We start from the raw sequence: 18,541 nt of genomic DNA on the forward strand, positions 1-18,541 counted from the left end.
TTCCTTGAGTCCTTAAATCAGGCCGGTGGCCGGTTCAAAACCAAATTTGATATTTATGCACTGCATGGCTTGCGAGGCGGCGCCCTTGAGCAGGTTGTCGATGGCGGAAACCACCACCAGCATGTTGCCCTGCTGTTGCCAGGCGATATCGCAGTAAGGGGTGTTTGCCACACCGCGAATAGAGGGCATCTGGCCGGTCAGACGCACCAACGGCTTGCCCTCGTAGGCCTTGAGGTAGGCCTGATCCACCAGGGTCGGCGTCACGCCGTCCGCCAGCTGCACATAGATGGTGGCCAGGATGCCGCGCACATAGTTGCCAAGGTGAGGCTGGAACAGCACCTCCTTGCCGAGGTGGTGGCTGATCTCCGGCTGGTGCCGGTGATTGAAGGTGCCGTAGGGATTGAGGCTCACCTCGCAGAAGCTGGTGTTGATGGCCGCCTTGCGACCAGCGCCGGAGACCCCGGAGACGGCGTTGATGATGGGCTGCCACCCCTTGGCGATGAGGCCTGCCTGCTGCAGCGGCTTGAGGGCGCAGAGGGAAGCGGTCGGGTAGCAACCTGGCACCGCAATCAGCTGGGCCGCCTTGACCGCTTCGGCATTCCACTCGGCCAGGCCGTAGGCGGCCTGATCCAGCCACTGCTCACTCTCATGGGTGAAGCCGTAGTAGGAGGCGTAGAACTGCTGATCCCTGACCCGGAAGGCACCGGAGAGATCAAACACCGGCAGCCCCTTGGCGAGAAACTTGGGTGCAAGCTCGGCACTCACCTCGTGGGCGGTGGCCAGCAGCACCAAGTCTGCCTGGGTCAGGATCCGGGTCATGCCATCTTCGTCCAGCGGCAGCAGCGGCTGATCCAGCGCGCCGACCCACTGGGGATGCAGAGAAGAGAAACGCTTGTGGGCGTCCTGGCTGCCGGCGGAAACATAGAGGCCGAACAGCTTGAGTTGTGGATGGTTCTGGACCAGGGCGGCCAGCTCGGCTCCCGCGTAGCCACTGGCACCGACGATAACGGTGTTAAGCATGTTGAGTATTCCAAGTCAGAGTTCGAGATTCACAGCATGGTGCTGCGGTGCACAAGGGGGGTTCGATGCCCCATGCACGAGTGCGGAGGGGCAATTCAGGCGGGTGTGTGTCGTCGGTTATAGATCAGGTGACAGAACATTAACTTTCCCTTACAACTAGAAGCCTTGTCGATGAGCCACGTATTCAGGCAAACTTATAGAATATTCATGCACTCACTTTGCATTTGTATTTTCTAACAGAAACATTCCGGGGAAGCAAGGAGGAGCAGGTGGCCAATCTGGATTTTTTTTCACTCTACAAGAATATTATTGCGATTCCGTCCATCAGCAGCACGGATCCCCGCTGGGATCAGAGCAATGAGGCGGTGATCCGGCTGCTGGCCGACTGGTTCGGTCAGCTCGGATTTCAATGCGAGGTGACCGCCCTGCCCGACCTGCCGGGCAAGTTCAATCTGGTGGCGACGATAGGTCAGGGCGAAGGCGGCCTGCTGCTGGCGGGCCACACCGATACGGTGCCGTTCGACGAGGGCGCCTGGCGCAAGGATCCCTTCAAGGTGACCGAAGAGGGCAACCGCCTCTATGGCCTCGGCACCATCGACATGAAGGGCTTCTTCGCCTTTATCGTCGAGGCGCTCAAGGAGATCGATCTCAAGACGCTCAGCAAGCCGCTGCGCATCCTGGCCACCGCCGATGAAGAGACCACCATGGCGGGGGCCCGTGCCATCGCCGCCGCAGCTGAGCTGAAACCTGACTACGCGGTGATTGGCGAGCCGACGGGGCTGGTGCCGGTGGTGGCCCACAAGGGACACATGTCGGAAGCCATCCGCATTACCGGCAAGAGCGGTCACAGCTCGGATCCCGCCAACGGCGTCAACGCGCTGGAGATCATGCACCAGGCCATGGGCCAGGTGCTCAAACTGCAGCACAGCCTGAAGGAGAAGTACGCCGACCACAGATTCGCCGTGCCGCAGCCCACGCTGAACCTCGGCTACATCCAGGGGGGCGACAGCCCGAACCGCATCTGCGGCTGCTGCGAACTGCACATCGACCTGCGTCCCACCCCGCAGGTGGGCCCCGACGAGCTGATGGGCATGTTGAAAGAGGCGCTCTCCCCCATCGAGATTCACCAGCCGGGCTGCCTGCATCTGCAGCACCTGCACGAGCCGATCCCCGCCTACGCCTGCGCCGATGACTCCGAGCTGGTGCGCGAGGCCGAGCGGGCGAGCGGCCGGGCCGCCGAATCCGTGAACTATTGCACCGAGGCCCCCTTCATCCAGCAGTTGGGATGCCAGACAATAGTGCTGGGGCCCGGCCACATCGCCCAGGCCCACCAGCCGGACGAATATCTGGATCTGTCGTTCGTCAAACCGACCACCAGCGTATTGCAGCACCTGATCCGCCGTTTCTGTTTCTGAATTGACGGGAATGTAAGTAAGTTACATGACATCGCACCTCAGGACAGGTGATGGAAATACATGTTCTGAATCGGCCTGTTATTTGACCTTGCGCAGACAATCTGGGTAGATTGTCACCCTAAGATGACGGAGCATATGTTGTAATCGCACAACAATAAGTGAGGTCGTCTCTCACCCCGGATGGGTGTCAGGCACCAACAAGATAAGGATGTGGAATGAACGAAAAGTACACCGCACTACGCGCCAACGTAGGCATGCTGGGTCAACTGCTGGGCAAGTCCATCAAGGATCATCAGGGACAGGCCTTCCTCGACAAGATCGAAACCATTCGCCAGCTGGCCAAATCCTCCCGCAAAGGCAATGAGACAGACCGGGAACGTCTGCTCGATACCCTGCGCAATCTGAGCGATGACGAGCTGCTGCCGGTGGCCCGTGCCTTCAGCCAGTTTCTCAACCTGGCCAACGTGGCCGAACAGTTCCACACCATCTCCCGTCGCTGCGAAGAGCAGGTCTGTACCCCGGATCCGCTCGAGCAGATGTTCGACAAGCTGAAAGCTTCCAACCTGTCGCAGGAAGCCATCATCCAGGCCGTGCGCGAGCTGGACATCGATCTGGTGCTGACCGCTCACCCCACCGAGGTGACCCGTCGCACCCTGATCCACAAGCACGTACAGCTCAACGACTGCCTCGAGGCGCTGGAACTCTCAGATCTGCTGCCCCGCGAGCGGGACAAGATCCTCAATCGCATCGAACAGCTGGTCAACCAGGCCTGGCACACCAACGAGATCCGCGAACAGCGCCCGACCCCGGTGGACGAGGCCAAGTGGGGCTTCGCCGTGGTGGAAAACAGCCTGTGGCCGGCCATCCCCGAATTCATGCGCAATCTGGACGAGCGGCTGCAACACCACCTGGGTGTGCGGCTGCCGCTGGATGCCGCGCCGGTCAAGTTCACCTCCTGGATGGGCGGTGACCGCGACGGCAACCCCTTCGTCACCGCCAAGGTAACTGCCGAAGTGCTGGAGCTGGGCCGCTGGATGGCGGTGAGCCTGTTCTACAAGGACATCAAGGAGCTCACCTCCGAGCTCTCCATGTCCGACTGCACCGACGCCGTGCGCGAGCGAGTCGGTGATCACCCCGAGCCTTACCGCGCCCTGGTACGCGAGTTGCGCGAACAGCTGCGCGAAACCCAGGAGTTCCTCACCGCCAAGGTGCAGGGCCAGGCGAGCGAGAGCCGGGATCTGGTCAAGACCACCGCCCAGCTGCGCGAGCCGCTGGAGCTCTGCTACCACTCCCTGCACGCCTGCGGCATGGGCAACATCGCCGATGGCATGCTGCTGGACGTGCTGCGCAAGCTGGCCTGCTTCGGCATCCATCTGGTCAAGCTGGACATCCGTCAGGATGGCGAGCGCCACGGCCAGGTCTTCTCCGAGCTGACCCGCTACCTCGGCATGGGTGACTACGCCGAGTGGAGCGAGGACGACAAGCAAGCCTTCTTGCTGAGCGAACTCAACTCCCGCCGCCCGCTCATCCCGACCGACTGGGAGCCGAGCGACGAGACCCGCGAGACCCTGGATACCTGCAAGGTCATCGCTCAGCACGACCCCGACGCGTTCGGCATCTACATCATCTCTATGGCTGGCGCGCCGTCCGACGTGCTGGCGGTGCAGCTGCTGCTGAAAGAGGCCGGCTGCAAGTTCCGCATGCCGGTCGCCCCGCTGTTCGAAACCCAGGAAGACCTGATGGCGGGTACCGCCGTGATGGAGCGCCTGCTGTCGGTGGACTGGTATCGCGGTTACATCCAGGGCCGTCAGTACGTGATGATCGGCTACTCCGACTCCGCCAAGGACGCGGGCATGATGGCCGCCGGCTGGGCCCAGTACGCCGCCATGGAATCTCTGGTGGCACTGGCCGAGGCCAACAACCTGCGCCTGACCCTGTTCCATGGCCGTGGCGGTACCGTCGGCCGTGGTGGCGCGCCTGCCCATCAGGCCATCCTGTCGCAACCGCCGGGATCCCTGCGCGGTGGCCTGCGGGTGACCGAACAGGGCGAGATGATCCGCTTCAAGTTCGGCCTGCCCAAGGTGGCCATCCAGAGCCTCAACCTCTACACCAGCGCCGTGCTGGAGGGGAACCTGCTGCCACCGCCCAAGCCCAAGGAGTGCTGGCGCGCCGTGATGGAGCAGCTGGCGTCTGTCTCCTGCGATCACTACCGCAGCATCGTGCGCGGTCATCCGGACTTCGTGCCCTACTTCCGCGCCGCCACCCCGGAGATGGAGCTCGGCAAGCTGCCGCTCGGTTCACGCCCCTCCAAGCGCAAGCCCAACGGCGGGGTCGAGAGCCTGCGCGCCATCCCCTGGATCTTTGCCTGGACCCAGAACCGGCTGATGCTGCCGGCCTGGCTCGGTGCCCACAAGGGGCTGCAGCAAGCCATCGCCGACGGCCAGAAGGGCGTGCTGGAAGAGATGAGCCGCCAGTGGCCCTTCTTCCGCACCCGCCTCGAGATGCTGGAGATGGTGTTCCTCAAGGCTGACGTCTGGCTGGCCGAATACTACGACACCCGGCTGGTGCCCAAAGAGCTGTGGGGCCTCGGCAAACAGCTGCGTCAGGAGCTTGCCGATTCCATCCAGGTGGTGCTGGAGCTGCGCCCGCAGGGCGACTTGCTCGACGACCAGCCCTGGATCAAGGAGTCCATCAAGCTGCGCAACCCCTACACAGACCCGCTCAACGTGCTGCAGGTCGAGCTGCTGGGCCGCTCGCGCAACCATGCCGAGACCCTGCATCCCGAGCTGGATCAGGCGCTGATGGTCACCATCGCCGGTATTGCGGCCGGTATGCGCAACACCGGTTGATAGTCGGGGCTATCAAGCTCCCCTCAATGACAAAGGGCGCCTCGGCGCCCTTTGTCATATCTACAGGGTCCACTAGAACCGCGTTGCTGGAGAATCCTTGGTTGTTAGGCGCTGCCATGGAATCGCAAGGTCGATTAACTACCAGGCGCAATCGCCCGCTTTACAGCTTTAGAGGATGGTGGATGCAAGCCTGCAGGTCTCGAAGGGGTTTCGCCCGCCCTTCGGGCTGGGGCGAGTGACTTTGGAAAGACCCAAAGTCACCAAAGGTCTTCTCCCCCGCTTGTTCGCCCGACTACGTCGGGTACCTTCGGCTCACCCGCATGTCCGACGGCACGCGCCGACGGGCCATCCATGGCCCGACGCCACTCGCTCGACATCCTGTCTCGCGACCTGGACAAGCGTACTCGACTCAGCGAATAAGAGGGGGAACCAATACCGTACCCGTTCTTGACCAGTCTGTGCGGGAGCAATGCCCGTTCATGCTACATGTGCAAGTCCGGTTATTACCTGACTCCTGCCAGCAACCTGTTGAAGAAGCTAAAAAACGGGCCGCTTACGGGATAGGGAAATCAGCCGGCAGACCTAAAAACCTGCCGCTAAACAATAAAAAGAGGCGCCACTGGCGCCTCTTTGACTGAACGGCTTGTCCGCTGTTACAGGTTGGCACAGATCTGCCAGAGATCGTACTGGATAGCGGCGGCCGTCACTTCCCGACCGGCGCCCGGGCCCTGGATCACCAGCGGGTTGGTGCGATAGCTGTCGCTCTCGATGGCGAAGATATTGTCACACGGCAGCAGGTTGGCGAACGGGTGGTGCGGCTCCAGCGCCTCCAGCCCCACTCGCGCCTTGCCGTCATGCTCGAAGCGGGCGACGTAGCGCAGCACCTTGCCGACCCGGCGTGCCCCCTCGAAGGCGGTCTGGATCGGGTCATCCAGCTCCTTGAGCCTGTCCATGAACTGATCCGTGCTCACCTTGCGCAGGGAGACAGGCACCAGGTTCTCCAGCTCGATGTCGGCAGAGTCGAGCTCGAAGCCAGCCTCTCGCGCCAGGATAAGCAGCTTGCGGCGCACATCCTGGCCGGAGAGGTCCTCGCGGGGATCCGGCTCGGTCAGACCGTGCTGCCACGCCTCGTCCACCAGCTCGGAGAAGGGGCGAGTGCCGTCATACTGCTGGAACAGCCAGGAGAGGGTGCCGGAGAAGATGCCGGAGACCCCCTGAATGCGATCGCCGCTCTGGCGCAGCATCTGGATGCTGGACTGGATCGGCAGCCCGGCGCCCACGGTGGCGTTGTAGCGCCACTGCACCTGATGGTCGCGGCAGGTCTGCTTGATGCGCTGGTAGAACTCGCTGTCGGCGGCGCCGGCAAACTTGTTGGCGGCGATGATGTGAATGCCGAGCTGGGCAAAGTCCGGGTAGTAGCGGCTCACCGTCTCGCTGGCGGTCATGTCCAGCGCAATCAGGGTATCGAAGCCGTGCTGCTCCAGCTGGGCCAGCAGCTCGGGCCAGATCAGCGGCTTGGGGTTGAAGTTGTCCTGCACCTTGAGCGGATCCAGCCCCTCTTCATCGAGCAGGCCCCCTTCCGAGCTGAACACCCCGTAGAGGGTGAGCGCCAGGTTCAGTTCATGCTCGAGCCGCGCCTTCTCGCGGGCATAGAGGTTCAGCCAGTGGCCGCCGATGTTGCCCTTACCGAACACCACCAGACCGACCCGGTTTGGGCGGCTGAACAGGGCGCTGTGCAGGGCGATCAGCAGTGGCTCCAGCACCACCTGGCGCAGCACGGCCACCAGGCTCAGGCCATCTTTGGCCACCTGCACGAACTCCAGCGGCTGATCCGCCAGCAGCTGGTAGAAGCGGTGGCACTGCTCGGCGTTGTCGGTGACGCCAGCGCCCACCAGCGCCACCAGGCTGTAGCCTTCACGCTGGATAAGACCGGTGAAACTGCCTTGCAGCTGGAAGTCGCGCAGCAGCTCGAACGCCCCCTGCGCCACCTCGAGGGTGTAGGCGAGGCGCAGGATCCGGCGATCCGGCTGGCGCTGCAGGGTGAGCGGGTTGAGGCGATGGCGGGCCAGATGGGCCTCGATGGCTGCTACCGTCTGCTCATAATGGGTCTGCGGCAGCACCTTGAGCTCGATCAGGGCGATCTGATCCACCGAGGAGACGATGCGGGCGCCGCCGGAGCGCGGGGCACGGCGCAGGATGTGGGTGCAGCCCTCGTCCGGGTTGTAGCTGCAGCGCAGAGTGAGCCGCTGGCGGCTGTCGGCCACTGGCTGCAGGGTGCGCGAGTGCAATACCGAGGAGCCGAGGCGGGCCAGCTCGTTGGCCTCGGCCAGGCTCAGGCGCTCCAGCAGGCGTGCCTCCTTGACCCGGCGCGGGTCGGCGCTGTAGACCCCGGCCACGTCGCTCCAGATGGTGGTAGATTCGCCGTCCGCCAGCAGGGCCAACAGGCTGGCGCTGTAGTCGGAGCCGTTGCGACCGAGCAGCAGGGAGCGTCCCTCCATGTCGGCGGCGATAAAGCCGGTCACCACGATGCGCCCGGCGTGTTCCGCCAGCCGTGCCTTGAGCAGTTCGCTGGACAGCGCGGTATCCACCTTGACCAGGGCGCCATCCTCGGCGCGCAGGAAGCTGCGGGCATCGAGCCAGATGGCCTTGTCGCCGCGACTGGTGAGCAGGGCCGCCAGCAGGCGCGCCGACCACACCTCGCCAAAGGCGAGCAGGCCGTTGCGCTCGAAGCGGTCAAACTGCCCCTCCAGGGTCTTGGCGATCAGCTGCATGTCGTCGGCCAGCTGCTGACTCAGCGCGAGGTGGAGTTCCCCTTCCAGCAGGCCGTCGATCAGGCTCTGCTGATAGGCCTGCAGGGCAGAGATGGCCTCGCCGGCGGCTTCATCCCCGGCTTCGGCCAGCTCCACCAGCTGGATCAGCCGGTTGGTGGTCTTGCCGGCGGCGGAGACCACCACCAGCTCTCGCCCGCCCCCCTGCTGCTCGGCTTGCTGTTCGAGAATGCTGGCGACCCGGCGATAACAGACCGGATCCGCCAGACTGCTGCCACCGAATTTGTGGACGTGACGTCGCTTCAAGCCTGCTTCTGTTGCCACCGCGATCTCTCCTTGTTGCTGCTGTTCCATTACTTCGCCACCTGCTGTGCCTGTGCAAACGCCGCGGCCAGATCGGCCACCAGATCCTCACCGTGTTCGATACCGACTGACAGCCGCAGCAGCTGGCTGCTGATGCCTGCCGCCTGCTGGGCGGCCGGGGTCATGGCCCTGTGGGTCATGCTGGCCGGATGGGCCACCAGACTCTCCACCCCGCCGAGGGATTCGGCCACCGAGAAGAGGGTGAGGGCCGCCAGGAAGGCGCGAATGCCCGCCTCATTGCAATCGAGCTCAAAACTTAGCATGGCGCCGAAGCCGGACTGTTGACGGCGCGCAATATCGTGGCCCGGATGGCTCGGCAGGCTGGGGTGATAGATGCGCTTGACCAGTGGTTGCTGCTGCAGGAAGGCGAGGATGCGGTCGGTGTTCTCCTGATGGGCGCGCAACCTCGGAGCCAGGGTACGCAGACCGCGCAGGGTGAGGTAGGAGTCGAACGCCCCGGAGGTGAGCCCCAGACAGTTGGCCCACCACACCAGGGAGTCGGCCAGCTCGGGTTCCTTGGCGATCGCCACCCCGCCCACCACATCGGAGTGGCCGTTGATGTACTTGGTGGTGGAGTGCACCACCAGATCGGCCCCCAGCGCCAGCGGCTGTTGCAGCAGCGGCGAGAGGAAGGTGTTGTCCACCGCCACCTTGGCGCCCGCCGCGTGGGACGCCTCGGCGATGGCGGCAATGTCCACCACCCGCAGCAGCGGGTTGGAGGGAGTCTCCACCCACACCAGCGCGGGCTGCTGGGCCAGTGCCTCGGCCAGTGCGGCCGCATCCCCCTGATCGACGAATTGCACCCGGTAGTGGCCCTTGGCCGCCAGGTACTCGAACAGGCGCCAGGTACCGCCGTAGCAGTCGTGGGGGGCGATCAGCAGATCCCCCGCCTTGAGCAGGGCGGTGGTCACCAGATGGACGGCCCCCATGCCGGTACCGGTCACCACGGCGCCGGCCCCCCCTTCCAGCGCCGCCAGCACGTCCGCCAGATTGGTGCGGGTCGGGTTGCCGGAGCGGGCATAATCGTATTGACGGGGCTCGCCAAAGTCGGCAAAGGTGTAGTTGCTGGAGAGGTAAATGGGCGGCACCACGGCACCGTGTTGCTGGTCAGTCTCAATCCCGGTGCGTACTGCTTGGGTGGCCTTGTGGGTCATGTCACTCTCCTTGATGTCTCTTTACACGCTGGCATGCTGTTTCTGCCACGCGCCATCCCGCCATTGCAGGCTCATGGTGAACCACACTACGCCAGCTTAAAAAGGCCGTCAACACTTCTAGACGTCTAAATGGCTTTGCTGTTGGATTGCCATTAAATTCCTTAAGGGTTAAAATCCGCGCTCACGGCTAAATGAGAACAGGTGGATCATGGGTACAGAGTGGAACGGCGACTACGTCAGCCCCTACGCGGAACACGGTAAGAAGAGCGAACAGGTCAAGAAGATTACCGTCTCGATCCCGCTCAAGGTGCTGAAGGTGTTGACCGATGAACGCACCCGCCGTCAGGTGAACAACCTGCGTCATGCGACCAACAGCGAGCTGCTCTGCGAAGCCTTCCTGCACGCCTTCACCGGTCAGCCGCTGCCCTGCGACGAAGATCTGCGCAAGGATCATCCGGACAGCGTCCCTGCCGAGGCGCGTGCCATCATGGAAGCGCTGGGCAAAGAGATCGAAGATTTCGACGCCGAGTAATCCTGCAGCAGATGCCAAACAGCAAACCCCCTTCGATGACGCGGCCCCAGGCCGCGTCATCGCTATCCGCCCCTTTCAGCCTGCGTCGCTACCAGAGTGACATCTGCAGCCACAGCCACGACCATGCCCAGCTGGTGATCCCCCTCGACGGTCCCATCGAGATCGAGGTGCAGGGCCAGGGGCGGCGGCTCGCGCCCGGCTTTGCCTGCATCATCGCCCCCGGTGAGCGGCACGACTACGCCGCCGATCCGGCGCTCTCGTTTCTGGTGCAGGAGAGTCACTGGCTGCCCGGCGAGCTGGGCGAGCGCCCCTTCATCGAGCTGGACCAGGCCCAGCGCCACTACCTCGCCTTCCTGCACCGCATGGTGGCCGAGGGGCGCCACGTGGCCGGCATGGAGCAGGTGTGGCTGGGTCTGCTGGCAGAGGCGCAGCAGTCAGGTTCGCGCGGCCGTGCCCGCCTCGCCCCACGCATCGGCAAGGTGCAGCGCCATATCGAGGCGCATCTCGCCGAGCCCCTCAGCAACGCGCGGCTGGCCGCCATCGCCTGCCTCGGCCAGAGCCAGTTCAAGCACGCCTTCCAGCAGCGGGTGGGGATGAGCGTCTCCCACTACATCCGGGCGCGGCGCATGGCGCTGGCACGGACCCTGCTCGCCCACACCGCCCTGCCCGTCGGCGACGTGGCCAGCCGCTGCGGTTACCAGAATCAGGGGGCCTTTGGCGAGCGCTTCCTGGCCGAAACCGGACTAACCCCTTCCCTCTGGCGCCAACAAAACGGCCGCTTGCCGTAACCGGGCGGCCGTTTGCCGAAGACGGCGCAGGTGGTTTCGAGGCATGCTGAGGCTCATGCAAGGTATGGGCAACGAGGAGCCAAGATGCAGACCATAAGCTGGCAGGATTTCGAGATGGTGGAGCTCAGGGTGGGCACCCTGGTGCGGGTCGAGCCCTTCCCCGAGGCACGCCGCCCGGCCTACAAGGTGTGGGCGGATTTCGGCCCCGAGCTCGGGGTGCGCAAGAGCAGCGCCCAAATCACCGACCTCTACCAACCGCAGGAGCTGGTGGGCCGCCAGATCGTCGCCGTGGTGAACTTCCCCCCTAAACAGATAGGCCCGATCCAGTCGGAGTTTCTGCTGACCGGCTTCTACCGGCCGGACGGCGCTGTGGTGATCGCCATCCCCGAGCAGGCGGTGCAAAACGGCGCCAAGCTCGGCTGAGGCCACCACCGGACCGATACAAGAGAGGCGACCCTGGGGTCGCCTCTCTCTTTTGCGCTTTTGTGGCTGGTTGCGCGTCGTTACTTCAGCAGGCTGAAGATCAGCGCCGACACCGCCAATGAACCGGTCAGCAGGATGAAGCCGTTGGCCCAGCGGTGGCGGAAGCGGGCCAGCGCCTCCACCTTGTAGATGGCCACCACCGGCATGATGAACAGGATCATGGCGATCACCGGGCCGGAGAGGGTCTCCATCAGTCCCAGGATCCCCGGGTTGATGATGGCGGCGCCCCAGATGGAGAAGAACATCAGGGCGATGCCGAGCCGGTCTGCCTTGGCCAGCGACAGGCCGGTGGGCTTGGCGATCAGGCTTTTCAGGCTCTCGCGGGCCCCGAGGAAGTGTCCGAGGAAGGAGGAGCTGATGGCGATGAAGGCGATGAGCGGCCCCAGGGTCACGATCACCGGATTGTCGGTGATGTTGGCGAGGTAGGAGAGCACCGAGACGTTCTGGGCCTTGGCCTCGGCCAGCTGGGCCGGCGAGAGGCTCAGCACGCAGGAGAAGACGAAGAACAGCACGAAGCCCACCAGCATCACGGTGGTGTTGCGCAGGATCAGGCTGCTCTTGGCTTCCGCCTGCTCGCCGTACTCCCGGCGCTGCACGTTGGCAAAGCCGGAGATGGCGGCGGCGTGGCTGAAGGCGAACACGGTGACCGGCAGCGCCAGCCAGACGGTGTTGAGGAAGCTTCCGCCCTCCAGGCTGCCCAGCTGCGGCCATTGCCACTGGGGGATCAGGTAGCAGGAGAGCGCCGCCAGGATGGCCGCCAGCGGATAGACCATGACGGCAAAGGCGCGCAGCATCGCCTTCTCGCCGGCCAGCATCACGGCGATCATGGCGAACACCAGCAGACCGGAGAGCATCACCCGGTTCGGGGCATCCATACCGAGCTGATTGATCATGAAGCTCTCCACCGTGTTGGTCAGCCCGACCCCGTAGATGAGCAGGATCGGGAAGATGGAGAGGAAGTAGAGCGCCGAGATGAGGCGGCCGGCCATCTTGCCGAAGTGCTCCTGGGCCACCTCGGTGAAGTCGGCGTGGGGGCGCGACGAGGAAAGCACGAAGCGTGCCAGCCCACGGTGGGCCAGAAAGGTCATGGGGCCGGCCAGCACGGAGACGATGATGAGAGGCCAGATCCCGCCCAGACCCAGGTTGATGGGCAGAAACAGGATGCCGGCGCCGACGGCGGTACCAAACAGGCTGATGACCCAGTGGGTGTCGTGGCGACGCCAGGGGGTGGCGCTGACGGTGGTGGAGCAGGAACCGGACAGCTCCTTGGTGACGTCTACAGATAAACTCATTACTAATTCACTTTTTGTCAGTGTTTTAATCTGAGTTCATTGTGGTTTATCGGGATTTAATACTCAAAAATCCACCCTGAAACATATCACTACCATTACGGGCTTCAGCCAGTGAGATTGGGAATGGAATCTGGATCACATAAATGAGTAAAACTGAATTTTGTTAAATCATCGAAATTTAAAACCAAATTTTCATTCATGGTCAATTTTTTATTTTGACCAAATGATCGTTTGCAGAATTACCTGAAAAATCGTGCCATTCCGCTGCCCTCTCTTGTGATGATTCACTGTCATTCCCGCGCTTTGCCAGCGGATATTTCTGTTCATTCCCGATGAAACCAGCGGATCACACCATGCAATCAGGCGGCCATGGGGCCGCCTGATTGCCGTCAATGATGACCTGTTCACCCGCTCAGTGCGCCAGAATGCTGCCCCAGGCGAGATCCGGATCCCCCATCACGATGAAGTCCGGGTTCTCCAGCGACTCCGTCTCGTTGTAGCGCAGCGGCTGCAGCGCCAGGCTGAGGATGCGGCCACCGGCCGCCTCGACAATGCACTGGGCGGCGGCGGTGTCCCACTCGCCGGTGGGGCCGAGCCGCACGTAGCAGTCGGCCGCCCCTTCCGCCACCAGACAGGACTTGAGCGAGCTGGAGCCGAGCGGGATCAGCTCGTAGTTGATGGCCGGGTTGAGGCGGCGGGTCAGGTTTTCCAGCTTCTGGCGACGGCTGATGGCCACCACCAGTGAATCGGGCTGATCGTGCTCGTGGTGCATGGCGCTGATGGGATGCACCTCGCCGTTCGCCTCCTTGAAGGCGCCATGACCGCGCACCGCCCAGTAGAGCACGTTCGATTCGGGGGCATAGATGACGCCGAGCACCGGCACATTGTCCTGTACCAGGGCGATCAGGGTGGCGAAGTCACCGCTGCCGGCGATGAACTCGCCGGTGCCGTCAAGGGGATCCACCAGCCAGTACTGACGCCAGTTGGCGCGCTGGCTGAAGGGAATGTCGGCCGCCTCTTCGGTCAGCACGGGAACATGGGGAGTGAGCGCCGACAGCGCCTGTTTGAGGTAGGCATCGGCAGCAAGATCGGCACTGGTGACCGGGGTCGCATCCTCCTTCAGCTGACGCTCGAACTGACCGCCGTGATAGATTTCGTGAAGGATCCTGCCCGCTTCGCGCGCGATCTCCTTGACCCCCGGCACCCAGGCCAACAACTCCTGCATCTTGTTATCCTCTGTATTCAAACTGCCCGTCTGCGGGCTACTCTGCCTGCTCCGCCAGCCAACGTTGGGCCAGCAGCAGCGCACTGATGCTGCGCGACTCGGTGAAGTCGGGTCGCGCCAGCAATTCGTCGATCCGGTTCAGCGGCCAGGGGATCACTTCGAGGGGCTCGGGCTCGTCGCCCAACCGCTGCTCGGGGAAGAGATCCCGCGCCAGCAAGATGTCCATCCGGCTGGAGAAGTACCCCGGCGCCAGCGACACCTGCTTGAGCAGGGTCAGGCTGTTGGCGCCGAAGCCCGCCTCCTCCATCAACTCCCGGTTGCCCGCCTCGAAGGCATCTTCACCCGGGTCGATCAGCCCCTTGGGAAAGCCCAGCTCGTAGGAGTGGGTGCCCGCCGCGTACTCGCGCACCAGCAGCAGGGTGTGGGCATCAAACAGCGGCACCACCATGACGGCGCCCCGGTTGCCACCGCGCATCCGCTCGTAGACCCGCTCCTCGCCGTTGGAAAACTTGAGATGGAGCGACTCCACCTTGAACAGCCGGCTCTCGGCCACGATCTCGGCCTTGAGGATCTCCGGCTTGCTCTTGTCATGCGCCATGGTGTCGACGCTGAGGTGGACGGGTTTGCGTTGGTGGAGGTCACTCATCGGGGCTGGCTGCTCGTTAAAAAATCGTGTTTCAAGAGTAAACGACTCCCCTCCCGAACACCACGGGGCAAGGGTGGGAAAGCGGCGGGAAAAATCCGTTATAATGCCCGCCCGTTTCGACCCGACCACCGAGGCCCCATGCCGACCCTACTGCCCTGGCACCAGATAGACACTGTCCTGCTCGATATGGATGGCACCCTGATCGATCTCCATTTTGACAACCACCTCTGGCAGCAGCTGGTACCCGAGCGCTATGCCGAGCGACTCGGCCTGCCGCTGGCCGAGGCCAGAGTGCAGATCGAGGCGCACTACCAGGCCGTCAGCGGCACCCTCAACTGGTACTGCGTGGATTACTGGAGCGAAACGCTGGGGCTCGACATCCGTGCCCTCAAGCAGGAGATCCTGGCCAAGATCCAGTGGCGGCCCCACGTCATCCCCTTCCTGGCCGCGCTGCGGGCCGCGGGCAAGCAGCTGGTGCTCTTCACCAATGCCCACCCCGCCAGCCTGTCGGTGAAGGATGCGCAGCTGGGGCTGGCCGGCCACCTCGATCTGATGGTGAGCACCCACGAGCTGGGCTGGTCGAAGGAGAGCCAACACTGCTGGCAGGCACTGGCCGAGCGGCTGGCGTTCGACCCGGCCCGCACTCTCTTTGTAGATGACAGCGAGCGGATCCTGCGCGCCGCCGCCGATTACGGCATCGGCTATCAGCTCGCCATCCAGAACCCGGACAGTTGCCAGCCCGAGCAGCACATCACCGCCTTCCCGGCGATCCGCGACTACGCCGAGTTATTGCCGCTGGCCGTGTAAGCCGAGAGGCAGGGGAGCAGCTCTCACCGAACTGACGCATAAACAAAAGGGCTGCCCAGGCAGCCCTTGTCGATCCCGAGTCGACTCACCCCAACCACGTCACTAGCCGGTACTGCTTCTTGCCCCGGCGCAGCAGCAGGTAGCGGCCGAACAGCCGGTCAGCCGCCGTCAGTGGCTCATCCCGGCGGATCTCGCCGTTGAGGCTGATGGCGCCTGCCGCCAGCAGCTCGCGGGCGATGCGCTTGGAGTTCGCCAGACCGCTCTCCACCAGCAGGGTCACCAGGTCTGTTTCCCCCTCGATACGCCAGCCCGGCATGCCATCCTGCGCCAGCTGGGCCAGATCGCTCTCGCCAAGGCGCGCCACCTCGCCGCTGAACAGCAGTTCGCTGATGCGCCGCGCCGCCGCCAGCGCCCCCTTGCCGTGCACCAGCTCGGTCAGCTCGTCGGCCAGCACCTGCTGCGCCAGCTTGCGCCCTTGCCGCTTCGCATCCTCTGCCTCCAGCGCCTCAATCTCGGTCAGCGGCATAAAGCTGTAGTAGCGCAGGAAGCGGTAGACATCCTCGTCCGCCGTGCCGAGCCAGAACTGGTAGAAGGCGTAGGGCGAGGTGAGCGCCGGGTCGAGCCAGATTGCGCCCCCTTCGGTCTTGCCGAACTTGGTGCCGTCCGCCTTGGTGATGAGCGGCAGCGTCATGCCATAGACCTGGGCCTGATGGAGGCGGCGGGTGAGATCCATGCCGCTGGTGATGTTGCCCCACTGGTCGTTGCCGCCGATCTGCAGGGTGCAGCCGAGGCGCTGGTTGAGCACCGCGAAGTCCTGGGATTGCAACAGGGCGTAGGAGAACTCGGTGAATGAGATGCCCTGATCCGGGCGGGCCAGCCGCTGGCGCACCGATTCGCGGGCCAGCATGGCGTTGACCGAGAAGTGCTTGCCGATGTCGCGCAGAAAATCGAGGGCGGACATCTGCCCCATCCAGTCGGCGTTGTTGACCAGCAGCGGCGCCGCCAGCCCTTCGCTGGCCGGCAGCAGCGCTTTTATCTGGGCCGACAGGCTGGCCACCCAGCCCTGCACCGTTTCGGCACTGTTGAGGTTGCGCTCGGTCGCCTTGAAGCTGGGATCGCCGATAAGGCCAGTGGCACCGCCCACCAGCGCCACCGGGGTGTGGCCCGCCAGCTGGAAGCGGCGCAGCATCAACAGCGGCACCAGATGGCCGATATGCAGGCTGCCGGCGGTGGGATCGAACCCGCAGTAGACGGTGCGCGGGGTGGCAAGATGGTCGGCCAGCGCCGCCGGGTCGGAATTCTGGGCTACCAGGCCGCGTCGGGTCAGCTCATCGAGCAGGTGGGGGTTGATCATGATTTCTCCAACAGCAGGGGGAAAAGCCCACATCCTCGCCGCTCTGGCTCGCCCCGAATATGTCCCCCAGGGGACAGTTTTGCCACTCTCGTGCTAGCATCCGGCTATCGTGTGACCATCGCGGGAAGCCTGCCCGCCACCCGGAAGCCATCGCCATGAACCAGCGCCCATGACCCAGCCCCTCACCACCGATTCGCTGACCACGAACCTCACCGCCGTCGTCGATGCCCTGCACGGCAGCGCCTTTCCGGCAGCGCTGGTGCGCCTGATCCAGCAGCAGGTGGCGTTCGACTGCGCCCTGCTGCTCGGGGTGGGGCAACGCCCCGTTTACCTCTACGACAACCTGCACCACCAGCGAGCCCTGCTGTTCGATCGCTATCTCACCCGCCACTTCAGCCAGGATCCCTTTATGCAGGCGCTGGAGCAGGGCTTGCCTGCCGGTGTCTGGACGCTGGCGCAGGTGTCGCGCGGGCGACTCGATCCCGAGTATCGCCACCACTTCTATCAGGCCACCGGCTGGCAGGAGGAGGTGGGGCTGATCCTGCCGGTGCGCGGCGGCCTCACTCTGATGCTGTTTCTGGGCCGCCTCGACAAGCGCAGCACCCTCAGTCGTGACGAGCTGGCCCGGCTGGAGGCGCTGTTTCCGCTGGTCCATTCGCTGTGCCGCCAGCACTGGCGGGAGGGGGCCGCCCTGCTGGCCCAGAGCCCGGCGCTGCCGGGTGGCACCGATCTCAAGGCGACGGTGGAGCAGGCGATCGCCAGCGTGGGGGGCGCGAGCCTCACCCGCCGCGAGCGCCAGGTGGCGGGATTACTGTTGCAGGGGCTGGATACCGAGGCCATTGCCGGTGCGCTCGGCATCGGCAGCGGCACGGTGAAGAATCATCGCAAGCACCTCTACGCCAAGCTGCACCTGCGCTCGCGGGCCGAGCTGTTTCGCTTCTTCCTCAATCACCTCATCACGGCGCCAGCCGGCACCACCCCATAACGACACCACCCCGCCGGGGCGGGGTGGTGTCGATGCATGCCAGATCAGACAGCAAGGCCGTCAGATGCGGCCCTGATAGCGCAGCGGGAAGCGCCCCTGACCATCGGGCTGGCCGAGGAAGGGCAGCCCCTGCTTCATCTGCTCCGGCAGCTCGGGCCCGGGTTTCAGGGTGCCCTGGAACAGGTACTGGCGATTGGCCTGCAGCTCCAGCTTGCCCTGCACCTGCACCGCCTCCGAGCCCTGCTTGAGCTCGGCCACCAGCCGGGAGTCGATGCAGGTCAGCTTGATCTCGGGATCCCCCAGCACCAGCTTGCCGGCCGGGGTATCGGCATCGGCCCCGTACCAGTAGAGGTTGCCGTAGAGGTTGTCGCACCAGGGGTTGCCCTGGGCAACCTGATCGAGCTTGAGCTGCAGCTGGCCAGCCACCGTCACCGGCACGGGCAGCTGCATCGGCACCCGCGCCAGCAGCCAGGGGGCCGGCACGTTGAGGGTGATGTCGCGGCCAAAGGCGGCGCCGCTCCAACCAACCACCCCCTGCCCGTTGAGGCCGCTGCGCTCGCCAAAGCGCAGGGACACCTCAGGGGCAAAGCGCAGCAGCGACCAGCCGTTGAGCTCCCAGCGCAGCTGGGTCAGCGACTCGCTGGCGTATTGCAGGCGGGCAACCTGACCGCTCCAGAGGGTGCCGCTCACCCCTTCCAGCTGTACCAGGGGCGGCAGCGGCAGGTAGCGCACCACCAGAGACGCCGGCAGCTTGGCCAGCAGGAAAACCAGATAGGCCGCCAGAAACAGCACGGCAATCAGCACTCTTTGCTTCATAGAAAACGACTCGACTGCAAACGCCCGATCAGGCGCGGGGCCCT

Annotated in this window: 15 protein-coding genes; 7 read left to right on the forward strand and 8 right to left on the reverse strand. The window is 64.1% G+C overall.

All coding sequences use genetic code 11. The features are described 5' to 3' along the window. Positions 1-12: 12 nt before the first annotated feature. Positions 13-1,020 carry an N-acetyl-gamma-glutamyl-phosphate reductase gene (gene argC, locus OKC29_RS04650; protein WP_073348816.1) on the reverse strand — a complete coding sequence of 336 codons (1,008 nt, stop codon included), beginning with the start codon at positions 1,018-1,020 and terminating at the stop codon, positions 13-15. 269 nt (positions 1,021-1,289) lie between these two features. Here argC and argE point away from each other — a divergent pair, with 269 nt between their 5' ends. Both argE and ppc read left to right on the forward strand, forming a co-directional pair. After that, a complete protein-coding gene (gene argE / locus OKC29_RS04655) occupies positions 1,290-2,435 on the forward strand; it encodes an acetylornithine deacetylase (protein WP_073348815.1) in 1,146 nt (381 codons plus the stop codon). Between the two features lie 215 nt (positions 2,436-2,650). Continuing rightward, complete coding sequence (gene ppc, locus OKC29_RS04660) at positions 2,651-5,284, forward strand: phosphoenolpyruvate carboxylase (protein ID WP_073348814.1); 2,634 nt, start codon at positions 2,651-2,653, stop codon at positions 5,282-5,284. A 653-nt stretch (positions 5,285-5,937) separates the two neighbouring features. On the opposite strand, the gene OKC29_RS04665 is transcribed toward ppc, so the two are convergent. Beyond that, entirely contained in the window at positions 5,938-8,406 is a 2,469-nt protein-coding gene (locus OKC29_RS04665; protein WP_073348813.1) for a bifunctional aspartate kinase/homoserine dehydrogenase II, read from the reverse strand. Continuing rightward, positions 8,406-9,569, reverse strand: coding sequence for a cystathionine gamma-synthase (gene metB / locus OKC29_RS04670; protein WP_073348812.1), 1,164 nt, complete (start codon positions 9,567-9,569; stop codon positions 8,406-8,408). Before metB ends, OKC29_RS04665 begins: the two co-directional genes overlap by 1 nt. A gap of 208 nt (positions 9,570-9,777) precedes the next feature. On the opposite strand from metB, the gene metJ reads away from it, so the two are divergent. The 3 genes from metJ (at position 9,778) to OKC29_RS04685 (ending at position 11,312) form a co-directional block, all read left to right on the forward strand. Beyond that, positions 9,778-10,101 (forward strand): met regulon transcriptional regulator MetJ, encoded by a 324-nt coding sequence (metJ, locus tag OKC29_RS04675; protein ID WP_005308521.1) that lies wholly within the window; start codon positions 9,778-9,780, stop codon positions 10,099-10,101. Between the two features lie 35 nt (positions 10,102-10,136). Then, entirely contained in the window at positions 10,137-10,889 is a 753-nt protein-coding gene (locus OKC29_RS04680; protein WP_073348811.1) for an AraC family transcriptional regulator, read from the forward strand. Positions 10,890-10,973: 84 nt separating this feature from the next. Continuing rightward, on the forward strand, positions 10,974-11,312 hold the full coding sequence (locus tag OKC29_RS04685; RefSeq protein WP_010635217.1) for a tRNA-binding protein: 339 nt from the start codon (positions 10,974-10,976) through the stop codon (positions 11,310-11,312). Positions 11,313-11,392: 80 nt separating this feature from the next. On the opposite strand, the gene OKC29_RS04690 is transcribed toward OKC29_RS04685, so the two are convergent. From OKC29_RS04690 to nudE, 3 genes are all read right to left on the reverse strand, one after another. Continuing rightward, a complete protein-coding gene (locus tag OKC29_RS04690) occupies positions 11,393-12,664 on the reverse strand; it encodes an aromatic amino acid transport family protein (RefSeq protein WP_044799096.1) in 1,272 nt (423 codons plus the stop codon). A gap of 412 nt (positions 12,665-13,076) precedes the next feature. Beyond that, positions 13,077-13,889 (reverse strand): 3'(2'),5'-bisphosphate nucleotidase CysQ, encoded by an 813-nt coding sequence (cysQ, locus tag OKC29_RS04695; protein WP_011704554.1) that lies wholly within the window; start codon positions 13,887-13,889, stop codon positions 13,077-13,079. A gap of 37 nt (positions 13,890-13,926) precedes the next feature. Beyond that, positions 13,927-14,535 carry an ADP compounds hydrolase NudE gene (gene nudE, locus OKC29_RS04700; protein WP_162275597.1) on the reverse strand — a complete coding sequence of 203 codons (609 nt, stop codon included), beginning with the start codon at positions 14,533-14,535 and terminating at the stop codon, positions 13,927-13,929. 138 nt (positions 14,536-14,673) lie between these two features. Here nudE and yrfG point away from each other — a divergent pair, with 138 nt between their 5' ends. After that, complete coding sequence (gene yrfG, locus OKC29_RS04705; protein WP_073348810.1) at positions 14,674-15,342, forward strand: GMP/IMP nucleotidase; 669 nt, start codon at positions 14,674-14,676, stop codon at positions 15,340-15,342. 85 nt (positions 15,343-15,427) lie between these two features. Here yrfG and tyrS read toward each other — a convergent pair whose 3' ends face one another. Next, positions 15,428-16,696: a tyrosine--tRNA ligase gene (gene tyrS, locus OKC29_RS04710; protein ID WP_073348809.1), complete on the reverse strand. Its 1,269-nt coding sequence runs from the start codon at positions 16,694-16,696 to the stop codon at positions 15,428-15,430. Positions 16,697-16,865: 169 nt separating this feature from the next. On the opposite strand from tyrS, the gene OKC29_RS04715 reads away from it, so the two are divergent. After that, positions 16,866-17,681, forward strand: a complete 816-nt coding sequence (locus tag OKC29_RS04715) for a helix-turn-helix transcriptional regulator (RefSeq protein ID WP_162275596.1) — start codon at positions 16,866-16,868, stop codon at positions 17,679-17,681. 60 nt (positions 17,682-17,741) lie between these two features. Here the strand turns inward: OKC29_RS04715 and exeN are convergent, their stop codons facing one another. Continuing rightward, positions 17,742-18,497, reverse strand: a complete 756-nt coding sequence (exeN, locus tag OKC29_RS04720) for a GspN family type II secretion system protein ExeN (protein WP_017408951.1) — start codon at positions 18,495-18,497, stop codon at positions 17,742-17,744. Between the last annotated feature and the right edge of the window lie 44 nt (positions 18,498-18,541).

The sequence above is a fragment of the Aeromonas sp. QDB34 genome (assembly GCF_027705405.1).
Lineage (GTDB): Bacteria > Pseudomonadota > Gammaproteobacteria > Enterobacterales > Aeromonadaceae > Aeromonas > Aeromonas hydrophila.